Consider the following 14935-nt stretch of genomic DNA (forward strand, 5'->3'; position numbering starts at 1 on the left):
GAAACGATATGAGACTATATACGAGAACAGGTGACAAAGGAAAAACGAGTTTAATCGGCGGACGTGTCGATAAAGATCATCTGCGTGTGGAGGCGTACGGGACGCTAGATGAAGTAAATTCATTTGTCGGGCAGGCGATGACGCTGTTAAATGATGAGAAATTTCAAGACATTTACGCTGAATTGCAAAAAATTCAACATGAATTATTTGATTGCGGCGGCGACTTGGCCATTGTGAATGGGAAGATTCCGTACAAAGTAACGGCAGATATGGTGACATTTTTGGAAACGCGCATCGATGAATATGTGAAAGAAGCTCCGCCGCTTGAAAAATTTATTTTGCCTGGCGGTTCTAAAGCTGCGGCGGCGCTTCATGTCGCCCGCACGGTAACAAGAAGAGCGGAACGGTGCATCGTGTCATTAAGCAAAGAGGAGCCGATTAATGAAATTGTATTGCAATACGTGAATCGTTTATCTGATTACTTTTTTGCTGTCGCCCGCGTCATTAATGCGCGTTTGGGAGTAAAAGACGTCGAATATGAACGGAGCGCGATCGTGTTTCGGGATAAGGAGGGGAAAAATGATAGGAAGCCGGAAACAATTTGCCGCGACAATTGTGTTGATTAGTTTATCGGTGATGGGTAAAGCGTTTGTTTTAGCGATTATTCCTTCTTTGGCTATTGCAACACTTGCAAACATCATCGTTTCCTCACTCGTTATTCCGGTGCTTTGGAGATGGACAATCATGGAATCGGAGAAGATGCCACGTGCGTGATGTATTGTTTATACCTTTTTATGATGGCATAGAGTTAGTGGTTGCGGCGGATGGTTCGGCAGCAATTGGAGAGAAAGAGAAGGATGTTGTACACGCTCCATATGATGTCGTTTCGTATTTTGCTGCGCGCGTTGCATTCATGGAAGTATTGAGTGTTGGAGCGAAGCCGCATGCCGTGGTGCTGCAAAATTTTGTGCATGATGAAGCGTGGGAAACACTTTGCAATGGCATCCGCAGGACGTGTCAAGAATTGCATATAGACATTCCGGTCATCGGGAGCAGTGAAACGAATTTTCCAACGTTGCAGTCCGCTGTTGGAATAACGGTTGTCGGTACGGTACAAACAGAGCGAAAACGGGTCGGAATAACACCAAAAGATGCAAAATTTGCGGTAATCGGCGAGCCGCTTGTTGGAGATGAAGTATTGAAGCGTAAGGAACGTATGCTTTCTCTTTCGTTATTTCAAGCACTATTGAGACAAACGTATGTTTATGAAATTGTTCCGGTTGGTTCAAAAGGAATTTATTATGAATTGCAACAGTTGCTTCAGGACAACGGTCTTTCCTCTTTCTCTTGTTCCTGCTTGTTGCCGCTTTTTGCTTCATCCGGTCCGGCTACTTCTGTATTAATAAGCTATGATCCTCATATGGAAGAAGAAATAAAGAAGATGGTAAAAGATTTATTTTTTTCGATCGAATTGCGCTTATAGATTAGTAGAGATGAAAGGGAAGAATATTCCGTAAATATTCTTCCTTTTTTTGCGAAGAAACTTTATGATAGTTGTAACGAAACGATTGTTCTATCGACAGATGTAGTAGAATGGGAGGAGAAAGGATGGACTCCGTTTTTGAGGAGTTGTACGAAAAGTATCATGATGACATTTTTAATTTTTTATTTTATATGGTACGAAATCGAGAACAGGCAGAAGATCTTGTTCAAGAAGTATACATAAAAGTATTGCGTTCGTATAAGCGATTTAAGGGGGAAAGCAGCGAAAAAACGTGGCTGCTATCGATTGCTCGCCATGTGGCAATCGATTTTTTTCGCAAACAAAAAAGCTGGCGGCGGAGAGTGTCAGAAAAATTCGATTGGAACGATGATCAGCTTTGTGATATGCAGCCACTCCCGGAGGAAATTGCGATTCAAAAAGAAGAAATTCAACGGATGTACCGTTGTTTAGAGCGTTGTACCATTGATCAGCAACTTGTCATTGTACTCCGCTTTATTCAGTCACTATCGATCGCAGAAACAGCAGAAACGTTAGGATGGACGGAAAGCAAAGTAAAAACAACGCAACACCGGGCATTAAAAGTATTAAAAAAGTATATGGAGGAAGAAGCGGCGAAAGGAGGAAAACAACATGAAAAAATTTCGGTGGAATGACGAATGCCTCCAATATACGTTGCAACAAATGCCGATGATCAAAGATCATCGTTCGAAAGAAGAAGTGTACCGACAATTGATGAAAGCAAGAAAAACAGCACGTTTGAAAGCGTGGTTTCTTCCATCGTTTGCTTCGATCGTTGCAGTCATAATCGTTGTTGTCATTAGTGTGCACAGCCTCCCGTTTACCAAACAGACAGAAGAAAAATCGGATAAATCTGTCATTACGTTGCAAGCTGATCAGCGTTCCAATATGAGTCAACCGCTTTTGTCAGTAAACCAATACAGCGAGTTTCCATCGCACATTGTTACAAAAGAAGCTTTGAATGATCAAGATGTTGCTGTACTAGGGCTTCCCGACCAGCAGTCTCAAATCGTGATTCCGATTAGCGTGCCAGTCCCAAAGCATGAGTCGGTAAAACGGCAGCTAGAAACGGCCAAAACACAAATTGATGAACAAAAATGGGGAGTCTCGAAACATTTGCTTAATGGGGTAACGATGGTGCCTTCTCGTGAAAGCAAACGAGTTTGGCTTGTTTATGTTTCGAAACAACATCCGGTTTTTTTGGAAGGAAGAGTGAGTGAGTCGCTGTTTTTATACAGTATTGAAGAAACCATTCGATGGATGGGTGGCAAGAAAATTCGCTTTTTTACGGGAAATAAAGAAGGGATGAAACTAAGTCATAAAGGATATATAGAATCGATGGAAATTCCAAAAAAGAAGCGGGCGTATTATTTATATCAGCTCAGTTCGTCGCATCCTGTATATCTCGTTCCGTCCCCCCAACATTTCCCAACATTTCTCAAAGCGTTAAGACAAATGCAAAAAGATGCTAGTGCATCACTGCGATCAACGATTCCGCGGGGAGTGCAAATTGAGAAAGTAGATGTGCAACAGGATCACGTCGTTGTTCAATTTACTGAGGATTCAAAGCTTGATATATCGCCATCGTTATGCTGGATGGTGGAAGCAATTTTACTTACCGCTAAGGAGTTTGGTTTTCGCTCGGTGACGTTTATGGGGGGAAATGTAAAACAGATCGGTCCATATATATTTGGCAAGAAGATTGATGTACCCGTTGGCCCAAATCCGATGATGGCGACTTTGCATACAAGATAAGGGAGGGCAGTATTTTTTAATGTGAATGAAGTTCTATTTGTTTTTTTTTTGACATAATACTATATGGTGTAAAAATAACAAGGAGGGATGAGCGACGATGGGTGATGTGGTGAGACGATTGCTTGTAGTGGCGGGAATGGCCGTTTGCATTCGGTTATTATTTATGGTAGGGTTAACTGGTTAACGTTTCGAAAATTCGTGAAAATCGTTGTCCTCTCGCATTTTCATACGATATAATGATAGAAACATAGTGGGAGGCGATTTGTGAATGTTAACAGACTACCATAACCATCTAGAACGCGGAACGCTGACATTGGACTATTTGCGGCAATTTACCGATGAAGCGGCGCGGAAAGGAATTCAACATTTCGGTATATCCGAACATGCCTATCATTTTTATCAAACGAAAAATATTTTATCGAATCCATGGGTAGACGAACGTCGCTATTATGATATGGCAGATTATGTCCGTCTTTTCCATGAGGCGTGGGATGCCGGAATTGATGTAAAAATGTCTATCGAAATGGATTATACGCCAGGAAAACATGAAGAGATGGCGGCGTTTATTCGATCATATGAGTTTGATTATGTCATCGGTTCCATTCACTGGATCGATGATTTCGGCATTGACTTAGCGGAATATCGAAAGGAATGGGAACGCCGGGATTTGTACGATACATATCGCAAATATTTTGACCAAGTCGTTACTTTAGCCGAGTCGAACTTATTTGATATTATCGGTCATATAGATCTGGTCAAAATATTTAAATATGTTCCGGAGGATGAAGAATTTTTATTAGAGCAATATGATCGTGCCACAACAGCGCTTGCGAATTCCAAAACATGTGTGGAAATCAGCACTGCTGGACTCCGCAAGCCAGTCGGTGAGCTATATCCAGATAAGCGGCTGTTGCAAATGTGCTATGATAAGGGAATTCCGATTGTGCTTTCGTCTGATGCGCACGTTCCAGAGCACGTGGGGGCGGATTACGACAAGGCGATTGCGCTGGCGAAAAGCGTCGGCTATACGGAGCTGATGACGTTTCAAAAAGGGGAGCGTAAAGCGGTGCCGCTTGGATAAGAGAACAGCAATGGAAAAAGGAATGGGAAATTCCCATTCCTTTTTTGCTTATGAAACTTCTAATCTTTTTACCGTTTCAATATCTTCAATTTCAGCTAATTTCTCAAGTAAAGCGTCATCAATCGGTTTATCTAACGAAAGCATCATAATTGCCTTTCCACCTGCCTGCTCGCGTCCGACTTGCATTGTAGCGATATTTACTTGATGTTCGCCGAGGACGTTTCCGACCTTTCCGATCATTCCTGGTCGGTCTTGATGCTGGATGTAAAGAAGATGTCCATCTGGTGCAAAATCAATCGTAAATCCATCGAAGTGAACGATGCGGTCGCCATAGTTTGGAATGTGCGAGCCTTTAATCGTAAACGTTCTGTTTTCCCCGTGTACGGTAAGGGAAATGCAATTTGCGTAACCATGTGTTTCATCGGAAAATTTTTCTCCATACGTAATGCCGCGTTCTTTTGCGATCATGGCGGCATTCACTTCGTTAACCGTCGAAGCGACGCGCGGCCGTAAAAATCCAGCGAGCAAGCTGCGAGTGATATATGTTGTTTCTAAATCGGCAACCGTTCCCGCATAGGTTACGGATAGTTCTTGGACAGGAATATTCATATATTGTGATGCGATCGTGCACATTTTTTTCGCTAAATTGTAGAATGCTTGAATTTTTTCATATACGTCTTTAGACAATGTTGGTAGATTAATAGATGATGTAACTGGTTTTCCTTCTAAAAAGTGTAATATTTCCTCGGCAACTTGTGTAGCAACATTGAGCTGCGCCTCTATAGTCGAAGCGCCAAGGTGAGGGGTGACAATCACATTATCAAACGCAAAAAGCGGATGATCGCCTGGCGGTTCTTGTTCGAATACGTCGAGAGCTACCCCTGCAACATGGCCGCTTTGAAGAAATGGAATTAATGCTTGTTCGTCAATAATACCGCCGCGGGCACAGTTGATAAGGTATACGCCCTTTTTCGTTTTGGCCAAATTTTTTTCGCCAAGAAGCCCTTTTGTTTCTTTAGTTAATGGAGTGTGTACGGTAATAATATCAGAGCAAGCAAGCACTTCATCAAGTGTATGGATCGATACACCAAGTTTTTCCGCCCGCTCTTTTGTTAAAAATGGATCATATACGTGAACCGTCATGCCGAATGCGCGCGCGCGTTTGGCTACTTCGGATCCGATGCGGCCAAATCCGATAATTCCTAAATGTTTTCCTTGCAACTCTGTTCCAACGAACGCGGAACGATTCCACTCCCGGGATTTCACAGAAACATGTGCTTGCGGAATATGGCGCACAAGCGCAGCCATCATAGCAAATGTGTGTTCAGCAGCAGAAATCGTATTTCCGTTTGGAGCATTAATAACGACAATCCCGCGCTTCGTTGCTGCTTCCACATCAATATTGTCAACTCCCACACCAGCGCGCCCGATGATTTTTAAATTTGGCATTTTGGAAAGGAGTTCTTCTGTCACTTTCGTAGCGCTGCGAACAAGCAAGGCGTCAAATTCATGAAGTTGTTCTTCTACTTCTGTTACCTTTTTTTGTACGATTTCAATTTGTTCGGATTTTCGTAGTGGGGCTAATCCTTCTTCGCTAATTGCGTCGGAAACTAAAATGCGAAACACGGTGGTGAGCTCCTTTCTTTTTTCAAGGATTTTAAATTTCTGATAATTTAACATAATAAATTACCATCTGTCAATGATATGATAAGAAGTCATACCAATGTAAACGTTTTTATTATGAAATGTTCGGATTTTCCTGAATAAGAAACGCCCAAGTCGTCAACCGTTCACTTGGGCGTCTTTTCTGTTATTTATTTTTTTGTTCGTTGTAGCGAGCGATGCATTCATCAATTAGTTTAGCGGCAGCTTCTGGACCTTCCCACGAGCCGATTTCCGTCCGTTTCCCTTCCAAGTCTTTATAGCGTTCGAAGAAATGGGCGATTTCTTTTAATTTATGCTGCGGAAGATCTTCGATGCTGCGTACTTCATCGAAACGCGGATCTTCGACAGGAACACCGATTAATTTCGCATCCTCTTCACCGCTGTCAATCATATTTAAATAACCGATGACACGTGTGTCGATCACACAGCCAGGGAACGTTGGATTTGTGGTGATGACTAAAATGTCAAGCGGGTCGCCGTCTAAAGCGAGCGTGTTTTGCAAATATCCATATTCTGCCGGATAAAACATTGGAGAGTATAAGACGCGGTCTAGTTTGAAAATGCCCCGTTCTTTGTCAAATTCGTACTTGTTTTGGCTTCCTGTCGGAATTTCGATAAATGCTTCGACAACTTTATTTTCAAATGCCACAACATTTTCCTCCCTTTATATGTATGTATGTGTTTCTATTATAGAATAGATGGTAGAAGTATAGCAACTATGTAAATATAACTCAATGTTTCGTTCTTTCGATCAACAAATTTTTCAACAGTCGACAAAATCTCATTAAAATATGACGGTGGATTTCAGCAAAACATGATTGGATGATCTTGTTTTTGTGCAGGAGCGGGTAATCGATCCGTTATTGCTTAAGTGGACGGCAATAGAGGCTTCATTCAGATCATTTCCATAAAAAACCCTCTTGCATTTTGCATACAAGAGGGTGTATTTTTATTAATCAAATTTATTTGGATCGCCATCAAACGGTTCGTCTGCAACCTTAATCGATTCCGTTGGGCAGCCTTCGAATGCATCCATCATGTCATCGATAAGAATTTCTGGCACTTCCACGATGCCTTGGTTGTCATCTAGTGTTACGTATGCAATGCCATCTTCATCGTAGTCATAAATATCCGGAGCTGCGGCACCGCACGCACCACATGCAATACATGTTTCCTTATCAACAATCGTATATTTTGGCATAAATAAAAACCTCCTCAAATTCTATTTCAAACGGACTGTCATCTCCGTGTTGCATACTCGGAAATGAGCTTTCACTTCTTATAATAAGACTGTTTCCACAACTTTTCAATACAAAAAATATTACACCGATATTTTTAAACATACATTTCCCATTATGCATTTTTTCTAGATGAGAAAAACTTTGTGTGAGAAACGAAGAGAGTATTTCTGCTACAATGGATGTATATCAAAGTGTTTCAATAAAGGAGCGGCGCGAATGAAAGGTGGGTATGCTTCGTTTCTTGTTTTATTTTGTTTGCACCGTTTCAGAGGGAGCGGTCTTTATCCGCGATATATCATCTATTTACCGGAAAAAAGTCGTCACAAACGTTACAAGATAGTAAATGGTTTCAGTTAGAACCATTTTTCGGAGTGTGGAAAGAAGTTACGTTAAACGATGTCGAGGCAGCAGCGCAACAGTTGTTCGAAAACGGCTTGATTTCCCCTGTACAAAACCGTTCTTATATACTGACGGAAGCTGGAAAAAAGCAGTTAGACGAACAGTTGCATCAAGTGTTTTTTCCGGTTCATATAAACGGATGGCGGTATCACGCCACAGAAAAAACGTTTTGGTATCGGTTGTCCTTGCTTGTTCAAACGTTATCGAACGTGCTCCATCGAACCCGTTTTGAACCGATTCATCGCCATGAGGAAACATTGATTTGGGTAAAGAATTACTTATTATCGCAAAAAAGGACAGTGCATGAATTAGCGCAAACGCTTTATAAAGAAATATATGACATTCTTTCTTCCGTTTCGGAAGAAGAGGCGACGGTGTTTACATTGCGCTTAACGAGTTTTGAGCGAATTGGCTGGACAAATGAGCAAATCGCTTCCTATTTGCAAAAAGATCCAGTATACGTTCGGTTTCAATTCCAAAATGTATTGCATTATATGATGGCTAGAGCGGAATCAAAACGTTCATCCGTTTTATATGAATTGATGCATGATTTATCGCTGCCGATACCATTAACGTTTTCGACACAAAAAACGTATGAATGGCTATTGCGTGGAAAATCGATCGAAGAGATCGCTAAGCTGCGCCGTTTAAAAAGAAGCACCATTGAAGACCATGTGGTGGAAATTGCGGCGAATATTCCTCATTTTTCTATTCAACCGTTCATCAATGAGAAAAGAGCGGCAAAAATTATTGAAACGGTACGAAAATTACGGACGCGGAAATTAAAGGTGATTCGTGACGCTATCGATGATGATGTCAGCTATTTTGAAATCCGCCTCGTATTAGCAAAGGAAGGAGAAATGTGGTGACATTAGAACAGTTGCTTCAAGAAAAATTCGGCTACTCCTCTTTTCGAAAAGGACAACGGGAAATTATTGAAGACATTTTGCGCGGATATGATGTATTAGCAATGTTGCCGACTGGTGGGGGAAAATCACTTTGTTATCAGCTTCCCGCATATGTATTGCAAGGCAGCGTGTTAATTATTTCGCCGCTCGTTTCGCTGATGGAGGACCAAGTGCAGCAGCTTCGCCAACGTGGAGAAAAGAGAGTCATCGCATTTAATAGTTTTTTAGAAACAGAAGTAAAGATCAAAGCACTTGAGCGGCTTCATGAATTTCGGTTTATTTATGTTTCCCCGGAGATGCTGCAGTCGGAACGATTGCTTCGCGCTTTAATGAATATCCGTATTTCCTTATTTGTAGTTGATGAAGCACATTGCATTTCCCAGTGGGGTTACGATTTCCGTCCTGATTTTTTAAAGTTGGGAGAAATTCGTAAGCGTCTTGGCACTCCAACTTGTCTGGCGTTAACAGCCACCGCACCGCCTGAAGTGATGGATGATATTGTACATATTTTGCAGCTCCAGCCTCTTCGGCGGCATATTCATTCTGTTGACCGGCCTAATATCGCCATCAAAGTGGAGAAAACGGACTTTATCCATGAGAAAGTAAGCAGGCTGCTTGATTATGTAAAAATGCTAGAAGGACCTGGGTTAATTTATTTTTCAAGCAGGCAATGGGCGGAAACGATGGCGCAGAAGCTGCAAGAGGAAGGAATTGAGCGAGTCGCCTATTATCATGGAGGAATGGATTCCGAACAGCGAATGCTTGTTCAGCAACAATTTTTACGTGACCAATTGGAAATTGTATGCTGTACGAATGCATTTGGCATGGGAGTAAATAAAGAAAATATTCGTTTTGTCATTCATTTTCACATGCCTGGTCAGATAGAGGCTTATTTACAGGAAATCGGCAGAGCCGGCCGCGATGGAAAAAAGAGCATTGCCATTTTACTATATACCAATGGTGACGAGAGCATGGTACAATCTCTTATGGAAACGGAATTGCCGGACGATGTGCAAGTAAAACAATTATGCGAAAGCTTATTATATGGTGTAACTCCGGATCGTTTAGAACAGCAAATGAATGCATGCTCGTTAACAGATGTGCAAAAACGGATTTTAACGTATTTTTTCGAAGCGGAAGGAATCATTTCTTCCAAGCGGTTGCTTACGGAACGGGATGTTGCCTGTTTATATCAGACATTGATGAAGTATATCGAGACGCGCAGGCAATGGAAGCGAAAAAAGCTGCGGGAAATGATGAGTTGGGTGTTGCATCGTTCATGCCGGCGTGAGGCGATCGTTCAGGCGTTTCAACAGTCATTGGAGAGAAAGCCAGATTTATGCTGCGACCGATGCGGATTTCCGCTCGAGAGCTACTTGCGCATGGAGAAAGAGGATAAAGATCTGCATTTCCATGGCTGGAAAGCGGAATTAAAGCGAATTTTCTTTTAAAGCGAGGCGTGTCTAGAATGAGGCGGCAAAGTGAACAAATCCGCATGATGGACGATCGTGAAGTACTCATTCATTTATATTTTACTCAGTTATTGTTAATTGTCGTATCAGCAATCATCGGATTTTTTCTTTTTGATCTTTCGACATTCCGAAAAATTTGGCATTTTGATGTTGCCACGGTGTTAAAGTATGGCGGCGGAAGTGCAATGATTGTATTGGCCATCGATTTTTTATTGATGCGTTATTTGCCGGAACATTGGTATGATGATGGAGGAATTAACGAAAAAATTTTCCAAAACCGGTCGATTCCGCATATCTTTTTTTTATGTTTATTGATCGCTTTTAGTGAAGAACTATTGTTTCGTGGAGTGATCCAGACGCATTTTGGCTTGTTTATTGCCAGCATCGTGTTCGCTTTGTTGCACGTGCGCTATTTAGAAAAGTGGTTTTTATTTGGGATGGTCGTATTGTTAAGCTTTTTTCTTGGATATATTTATCAACGGACAAACAGTCTTTGGGTCACCATTTTTGCTCATTTTCTTATTGACTTTATCTTGGCGATCGATATTCGTCTTCATTATGTCCGCAACATGAAAGAGGGAGACGGGAGTGATAATGTGTGAATCATGATCAAGCAGAATCATTGCGCGAATTAGTGGAACAAAGAGACGAAATGGTGCAGCAAGAAGATGTATTATCACTTCCATCGCGCAGAGAGGTGCATAGACAAAAGAAATCAAAAAAACGGGTGAAATGGAAGTTAAAATATCCGCTTATTCGCTTGTTAGCACTATTTTTTATTTTACTTCCGATTTCGATGTTAAGCATTTATTATGCAAATGATGATTCAAAAACAGTGACTGTTGTAACACGCAGTGAGACGGGCAGCTACGAACAAATTGACATTGCTCCTGCTGAGGAAAAGGCGGCGCCGCCATCAAGCGAGCCAAGCTCGCAAAAAAAAGATCGGCCTGAATCAGACGCACAAAAAGAAAATAAAGCTTCGGATAAGCAAAAAAAGCAAAAGATTATTACACATACAGTCCAAGAAAATGAAACATTGTACAGCATTGCGATGAAATATTATCAAAGTGATAAAGGAATGGAAATGATAAAAAAATGGAATCATTTAAAGAGCGCACAGCTTCATAAAGGACAAGTGCTGCAAATTCCGGTGATGGACGCTGAAAAGTAAGGAGGCGTACCATCACTTTTTTGTTCTACCTAAATGGGCTCGTACATACGTTTATAATAGAGGTCAGTGAAAAAACGAGGGGATCCGGCCGTGAGCAAAGTATTTTTCGAACAGCTTCATATTGATGAAGTAACAAAACAAATGCTGCTTGGAGTGATTGAAAAGAAGCAAAAATGGGAACGTTTGAAGAAACGGGTCCTGTCTTTGCAGATTGTCACTTTAGGTGGATTTGCGGTATTTTTCGTATATGTTTTATTTTATCTGATTTTTCCCAGCGGTACATTGACTGCGTTTATTAAGATGTTTTTAGAAAAAACAGTGCATTTGTATATATTATTATTGTTGTTTACATTGTATTGGGCCATTTTATATTACAAAAAAAAGTGCGATAAAGCAGAAGAAGAATTTCATTCGCTTCGCTGTGAAATCATTCAAAAAAGCGCCGATTTATGGAAAGAAGAGCAGCAATGGAAAGAGCGCCATAAATTGTTTGAGATCATGAAAAAGGAGTACGACATTAATTTGTATTTTGAAAATAGCTGAATGGTACTCCATTCAGCTATCTTTCGATTAAAAAAATTTCTTGCGGTCGCGCTCTTCTTTTAAAATTTCGACTGCTTCGCGAAAACGCTGGGCATGAATGATTTCACGTTCACGTAAAAAGCGAAGCCCATCGTTTAAATCTGGATCATCGCTCATATTAATAATCCATTGATAGGTTGCCCGCGCTTTTTCTTCGGCAGCGATATCTTCATATAAATCGGCAATTGGGTCTCCTTTCGCTTGAATGTATGTCGCCGTAAATGGAACTCCAGCGGCATTATGATAAAATAAAGCGCGGTCATGATCGACATAGTGTGCGTCAAGACCTGCTTCTTTCAGCTGTTCTAGGGTGGCGTCTTTTGTTAATTTGTATACCATTGTCGCAATCATTTCCAAATGAGCTAATTCTTCGGTTCCAATATCTGTGAGCAAACCGACTACTTTATCAGGGATGGAGTAGCGTTGATTTAAATAACGAAGCGCAGCGGCGAGTTCTCCATCCGCACCTCCATACTGTTCAATTAAATATTTCGCCAATTTTGGGTTGCATGTGCTGACACGAACAGGATATTGCAATTTTTTTTCATAAATCCACATCGTCATTTCCTCCCTTTACAGCGAGTTGTTTTTGCTATACTTGCCAAGGCCAAGGAGAATCATTCCAATTCCACGGATAATTGGAATAGCTGTTTCCATATTGCTGAAGTGGACCATAACAGGATTCAAACTGTTTTTTCAGTTGTTTCCGTTTTTGCGCAAGCTGGTTAAATTGCTGGATGGCTTGGTAGTCAGTAGGATGGGTGTCGAGGTATAACGTTAAGTCGACGAGGGCAAAATCAACCGCTTGGAGCTGTTCTAAAAGTTCATAGTATTCTTTTGGCAACTGTTTCATTGGTAATCACCTTTAGTTTTCATTTCATAAGGACCATAATATGGATCATAAAAAATTTTCCAAAGGGTTCCTTTTTTTAACGCTTCATGCAATGGGAATTGCGGCAAGTTTGGCGGCTGAAATCCGACATATTGATTTGGAGCGGTGACATAGGTTTTGACGCGAATTGGCGGGCAAGGGTCAAATGGGCTTACATAAGGTTCGTATTGCTTTCGTGTTGTGAACATAAGAAACCTCCTTTTTGGGCAGAACTTCAGTCTATATTTATGACCATTGCGTTTTGTTCATGACTTCTTTTTTCGGTGAATACATGTAAGAAAAAAGGGAGGAAACAGGTTGTGTTTTATCTGTTATATATTGCTGTCGGATTTTTATGCGGGTATTTTATGATTCATTGGATGCCGCCAGTGACTCCGTTTGATTTTGCCTATTTTATCACTGAACTTATTTTTAATCCTTTGCGGACGTTTTTAGCAATGATTTGTTTTTTTATTGGTTTTTTAGCCAATGCAGTAGTGATCCGCACCGTCATTGAAGGAGTGATTTTATGCTTGCAGCGAAAGCAGGTGCGTTGGAAGGAATGGTTTATTTGCTGCGGGGGGATGGGAAGCTTTTATTGGCTATTTCAATGGGAAACGAGGCTCGCTGCTTTATTTTTTATTTTCTCTTTGATTTATGGTATGATATCGGTGGATTTGGATCGTTCTCGTCAATATAATCGAAACTTATAGGGGGAGTTATATTGATTTGGATCATTTTTTTTGCTTTTTTTTGTATATTGGCTTATATGTGGTGGGAAGCGCATCGAAACCGCGTTGTTCACATTGAATTGACCTTTCCTCAGTTTCCAAGTAGTTTTCGGGCGTTTTCCATTTTTTTTATTTCTGATCTTCATCGGCGGGTATTGGCAAAAAGAATTGTGGAGGAGATAAAAGGAAAGCGGATATTGTTTTAGTTGGCGGGGACCTTACGGAAAAAGGGGTGCCCGTCGCGCGTGTCAAGGAAAATATTCGCCGTTTAAAAATGATTGGACCGGTTTATTTTATTTGGGGGAATAATGATTATGAAACGGAATATGATTTGCACTCGCTTTTAGTGGAGGAAGGAGTGCATATATTGGAAAATAGCGCTGTTATGTTGCAATCCCCGAATGGGGAGAAGCTTGCTCTCATTGGAGTGGAGGATATGAGCAAACGGCGCGCAAGATTGGACCAAGCGCTTCAAGGGGTGGATGAGGATGCATTTCGCATCCTTGCTTCGCATAATCCGAAAATCGTCGGTCGTCTTCGTCCCGAACATCATATTTCGCTTGTGATCAGCGGTCATACGCATGGAGGGCAAATTCGTTTCTTTTCGTTTGGGCTCTATGAAAAAGGCGGTTTAAAAAATGTGAACGGAACAGCCGTTTATGTCAGCAACGGGTACGGGACGACAGCCGTTCCGCTTCGCTTTGGAGCCCCTGCGGAAACGAATTTGATCACCATTTGTTCACGGAAAGAAGATAAAGAAAAAATGCTTGTCTAAATGACTATAAACGATGTAAACTCATTAATAATAACAAACGAACCATTTATGAATTATTTCATACAATAAACATAAGAGATGGCTGTGTAGGTAAGGAGGGGTGTTGATGCGTCTTGAACGCTTAACCCACAATAAAATCAAAATTTTCCTTACGTTTGATGATTTGATGGATCGCGGTTTAACGAAAGAGGATTTATGGAAAGATACGTTTAAAGTTCATCAATTGTTTCGCGATATGATTGAGGAGGCAAGCGAGGAGCTCGGCTTTGAAGTAAACGGGTCGATCGCAGTGGAAGTATACTCTTTACCAGCACAGGGAATGGTTGTTATCGTAACAAGTGAGGGCGAATATGACGACATGGAGGAAGAATTTGCTGACGATTATATTGAAATGCAAGTAACGCTCGATGAGAGCGATGACATATTTTATGAATTTCAGACGTTTGAAGATGTCATTCAGCTCGCTCATCGTCTTTACTCGATCGGTTGTCTAGACGGAACCCTCTACTCCTACCAAAATCGTTTTTACTTGCATGTCGCTGAGGAACCGCCGATCCCAATCGATAACTTTGTTGCTTTATTAGCGGAATTTGCCAGCCCTTCAACGATAACGATACATCGTGTGCAAGAATATGGTAAGAAGCTAATTGAACATCGAGCCATTGAACAACTTGTTCGTTATTTTCCAGTGCGTTAATGCTTTATCAGACCCCGTCGTATGGACAAGGGGTCTGGCTTTTTATTTTTTCCATATGTTAG

General features: G+C 41.2%; 19 protein-coding genes and 1 pseudogene. 14 read left to right on the top strand and 6 right to left on the bottom strand.

From position 1 onward, the window contains the following. Positions 1-8: 8 nt before the first annotated feature. The 6 genes from NXM86_RS05705 (at position 9) to NXM86_RS05730 (ending at position 4358) form a co-directional block, all read left to right on the top strand. A complete protein-coding gene (locus NXM86_RS05705) occupies positions 9-626 on the top strand; it encodes a cob(I)yrinic acid a,c-diamide adenosyltransferase (RefSeq protein ID WP_498958732.1) in 618 nt (205 codons plus the stop codon). Beyond that, the gene (locus NXM86_RS05710; protein ID WP_081188248.1) at positions 580-774 is read left to right on the top strand and encodes a hypothetical protein; all 195 of its coding nucleotides are present in this window, start codon (positions 580-582) and stop codon (positions 772-774) included. The genes NXM86_RS05705 and NXM86_RS05710 overlap by 47 nt, the downstream gene beginning before the upstream one ends. Then, on the top strand, positions 767-1483 hold the full coding sequence (locus NXM86_RS05715) for an AIR synthase related protein (RefSeq protein WP_375216833.1): 717 nt from the start codon (positions 767-769) through the stop codon (positions 1481-1483). Before NXM86_RS05710 ends, NXM86_RS05715 begins: the two co-directional genes overlap by 8 nt. A 125-nt stretch (positions 1484-1608) precedes the next feature. After that, complete coding sequence (gene sigX / locus NXM86_RS05720) at positions 1609-2157, top strand: RNA polymerase sigma factor SigX (RefSeq protein WP_081188252.1); 549 nt, start codon at positions 1609-1611, stop codon at positions 2155-2157. Next, positions 2135-3277: an RsiX family anti-sigma factor gene (locus NXM86_RS05725; RefSeq protein WP_498958733.1), complete on the top strand. Its 1143-nt coding sequence runs from the start codon at positions 2135-2137 to the stop codon at positions 3275-3277. Before sigX ends, NXM86_RS05725 begins: the two co-directional genes overlap by 23 nt. 268 nt (positions 3278-3545) lie before the next feature. Then, positions 3546-4358 carry a histidinol-phosphatase gene (locus tag NXM86_RS05730; RefSeq protein WP_015864328.1) on the top strand — a complete coding sequence of 271 codons (813 nt, stop codon included), beginning with the start codon at positions 3546-3548 and terminating at the stop codon, positions 4356-4358. A 48-nt stretch (positions 4359-4406) separates the two neighbouring features. Here the strand turns inward: NXM86_RS05730 and serA are convergent, their stop codons facing one another. The 3 genes from serA to NXM86_RS05745 all read right to left on the bottom strand — a co-directional run bounded on the left by serA (position 4407) and on the right by NXM86_RS05745 (position 7224). Beyond that, positions 4407-5984: a phosphoglycerate dehydrogenase gene (gene serA, locus NXM86_RS05735; protein ID WP_498958734.1), complete on the bottom strand. Its 1578-nt coding sequence runs from the start codon at positions 5982-5984 to the stop codon at positions 4407-4409. A 184-nt stretch (positions 5985-6168) separates the two neighbouring features. After that, entirely contained in the window at positions 6169-6672 is a 504-nt protein-coding gene (locus NXM86_RS05740; protein WP_015864326.1) for an inorganic diphosphatase, read from the bottom strand. Positions 6673-6975: 303 nt separating this feature from the next. Further along, complete coding sequence (locus NXM86_RS05745) at positions 6976-7224, bottom strand: ferredoxin (RefSeq protein ID WP_011231729.1); 249 nt, start codon at positions 7222-7224, stop codon at positions 6976-6978. A 411-nt stretch (positions 7225-7635) separates the two neighbouring features. On the opposite strand from NXM86_RS05745, the gene NXM86_RS05750 reads away from it, so the two are divergent. The 5 genes from NXM86_RS05750 to NXM86_RS05770 all read left to right on the top strand — a co-directional run bounded on the left by NXM86_RS05750 (position 7636) and on the right by NXM86_RS05770 (position 11760). Beyond that, positions 7636-8532: a YpbB family protein gene (locus NXM86_RS05750; protein ID WP_498958735.1), complete on the top strand. Its 897-nt coding sequence runs from the start codon at positions 7636-7638 to the stop codon at positions 8530-8532. Further along, positions 8526-10022: a RecQ family ATP-dependent DNA helicase gene (locus tag NXM86_RS05755; protein ID WP_143415226.1), complete on the top strand. Its 1497-nt coding sequence runs from the start codon at positions 8526-8528 to the stop codon at positions 10020-10022. Before NXM86_RS05750 ends, NXM86_RS05755 begins: the two co-directional genes overlap by 7 nt. 17 nt (positions 10023-10039) lie before the next feature. Then, on the top strand, positions 10040-10645 hold the full coding sequence (locus NXM86_RS05760) for a CPBP family intramembrane glutamic endopeptidase (protein ID WP_328267661.1): 606 nt from the start codon (positions 10040-10042) through the stop codon (positions 10643-10645). Next, complete coding sequence (locus NXM86_RS05765) at positions 10642-11217, top strand: LysM peptidoglycan-binding domain-containing protein (RefSeq protein ID WP_015864322.1); 576 nt, start codon at positions 10642-10644, stop codon at positions 11215-11217. Before NXM86_RS05760 ends, NXM86_RS05765 begins: the two co-directional genes overlap by 4 nt. Before the next feature lie 90 nt (positions 11218-11307). After that, the gene (locus NXM86_RS05770; protein ID WP_081189594.1) at positions 11308-11760 is read left to right on the top strand and encodes a YpbF family protein; all 453 of its coding nucleotides are present in this window, start codon (positions 11308-11310) and stop codon (positions 11758-11760) included. Positions 11761-11787: 27 nt separating this feature from the next. Here the strand turns inward: NXM86_RS05770 and NXM86_RS05775 are convergent, their stop codons facing one another. The 3 genes from NXM86_RS05775 to NXM86_RS05785 are packed head-to-tail and all read right to left on the bottom strand — an operon-like array spanning position 11788 to position 12879. Next, entirely contained in the window at positions 11788-12357 is a 570-nt protein-coding gene (locus NXM86_RS05775; RefSeq protein WP_062752760.1) for a manganese catalase family protein, read from the bottom strand. A gap of 34 nt (positions 12358-12391) precedes the next feature. Next, a complete protein-coding gene (locus NXM86_RS05780; RefSeq protein ID WP_015864319.1) occupies positions 12392-12652 on the bottom strand; it encodes a spore coat protein CotJB in 261 nt (86 codons plus the stop codon). After that, entirely contained in the window at positions 12649-12879 is a 231-nt protein-coding gene (locus NXM86_RS05785) for a spore coat associated protein CotJA (RefSeq protein ID WP_015864318.1), read from the bottom strand. The genes NXM86_RS05780 and NXM86_RS05785 overlap by 4 nt, the downstream gene beginning before the upstream one ends. 111 nt (positions 12880-12990) lie before the next feature. On the opposite strand from NXM86_RS05785, the gene NXM86_RS05790 reads away from it, so the two are divergent. The 3 genes and pseudogenes from NXM86_RS05790 to NXM86_RS05800 all read left to right on the top strand — a co-directional run bounded on the left by NXM86_RS05790 (position 12991) and on the right by NXM86_RS05800 (position 14873). After that, the gene (locus NXM86_RS05790) at positions 12991-13383 is read left to right on the top strand and encodes a hypothetical protein (protein ID WP_235603552.1); all 393 of its coding nucleotides are present in this window, start codon (positions 12991-12993) and stop codon (positions 13381-13383) included. A gap of 8 nt (positions 13384-13391) precedes the next feature. Further along, positions 13392-14176, top strand: a pseudogene (locus NXM86_RS05795) (metallophosphoesterase). A 106-nt stretch (positions 14177-14282) separates the two neighbouring features. Beyond that, positions 14283-14873 carry a genetic competence negative regulator gene (locus NXM86_RS05800; protein WP_015864315.1) on the top strand — a complete coding sequence of 197 codons (591 nt, stop codon included), beginning with the start codon at positions 14283-14285 and terminating at the stop codon, positions 14871-14873. Positions 14874-14935: the final 62 nt, after the last annotated feature.

Origin of the sequence: Geobacillus sp. CX412 (assembly GCF_027942335.1) — a bacterium.
Taxonomy (GTDB): Bacteria; Bacillota; Bacilli; order Bacillales; family Anoxybacillaceae; genus Parageobacillus_B; species Parageobacillus_B toebii.

Coding starts and splice junctions, on each gene's coding strand:
- NXM86_RS05705 (WP_498958732.1), top strand. CDS start 9: ATGAGACTATATACGAGAACAGGTGACAAAGGAAAAACGAGTTTAATC.
- NXM86_RS05710 (WP_081188248.1), top strand. CDS start 580: ATGATAGGAAGCCGGAAACAATTTGCCGCGACAATTGTGTTGATTAGT.
- sigX (WP_081188252.1), top strand. CDS start 1,609: ATGGACTCCGTTTTTGAGGAGTTGTACGAAAAGTATCATGATGACATT.
- NXM86_RS05725 (WP_498958733.1), top strand. CDS start 2,135: ATGAAAAAATTTCGGTGGAATGACGAATGCCTCCAATATACGTTGCAA.
- NXM86_RS05730 (WP_015864328.1), top strand. CDS start 3,546: ATGTTAACAGACTACCATAACCATCTAGAACGCGGAACGCTGACATTG.
- NXM86_RS05745 (WP_011231729.1), bottom strand. CDS start 7,224: ATGCCAAAATATACGATTGTTGATAAGGAAACATGTATTGCATGTGGT.
- NXM86_RS05760 (WP_328267661.1), top strand. CDS start 10,040: ATGAGGCGGCAAAGTGAACAAATCCGCATGATGGACGATCGTGAAGTA.
- NXM86_RS05775 (WP_062752760.1), bottom strand. CDS start 12,357: ATGTGGATTTATGAAAAAAAATTGCAATATCCTGTTCGTGTCAGCACA.
- NXM86_RS05780 (WP_015864319.1), bottom strand. CDS start 12,652: ATGAAACAGTTGCCAAAAGAATACTATGAACTTTTAGAACAGCTCCAA.
- NXM86_RS05785 (WP_015864318.1), bottom strand. CDS start 12,879: ATGTTCACAACACGAAAGCAATACGAACCTTATGTAAGCCCATTTGAC.
- NXM86_RS05800 (WP_015864315.1), top strand. CDS start 14,283: ATGCGTCTTGAACGCTTAACCCACAATAAAATCAAAATTTTCCTTACG.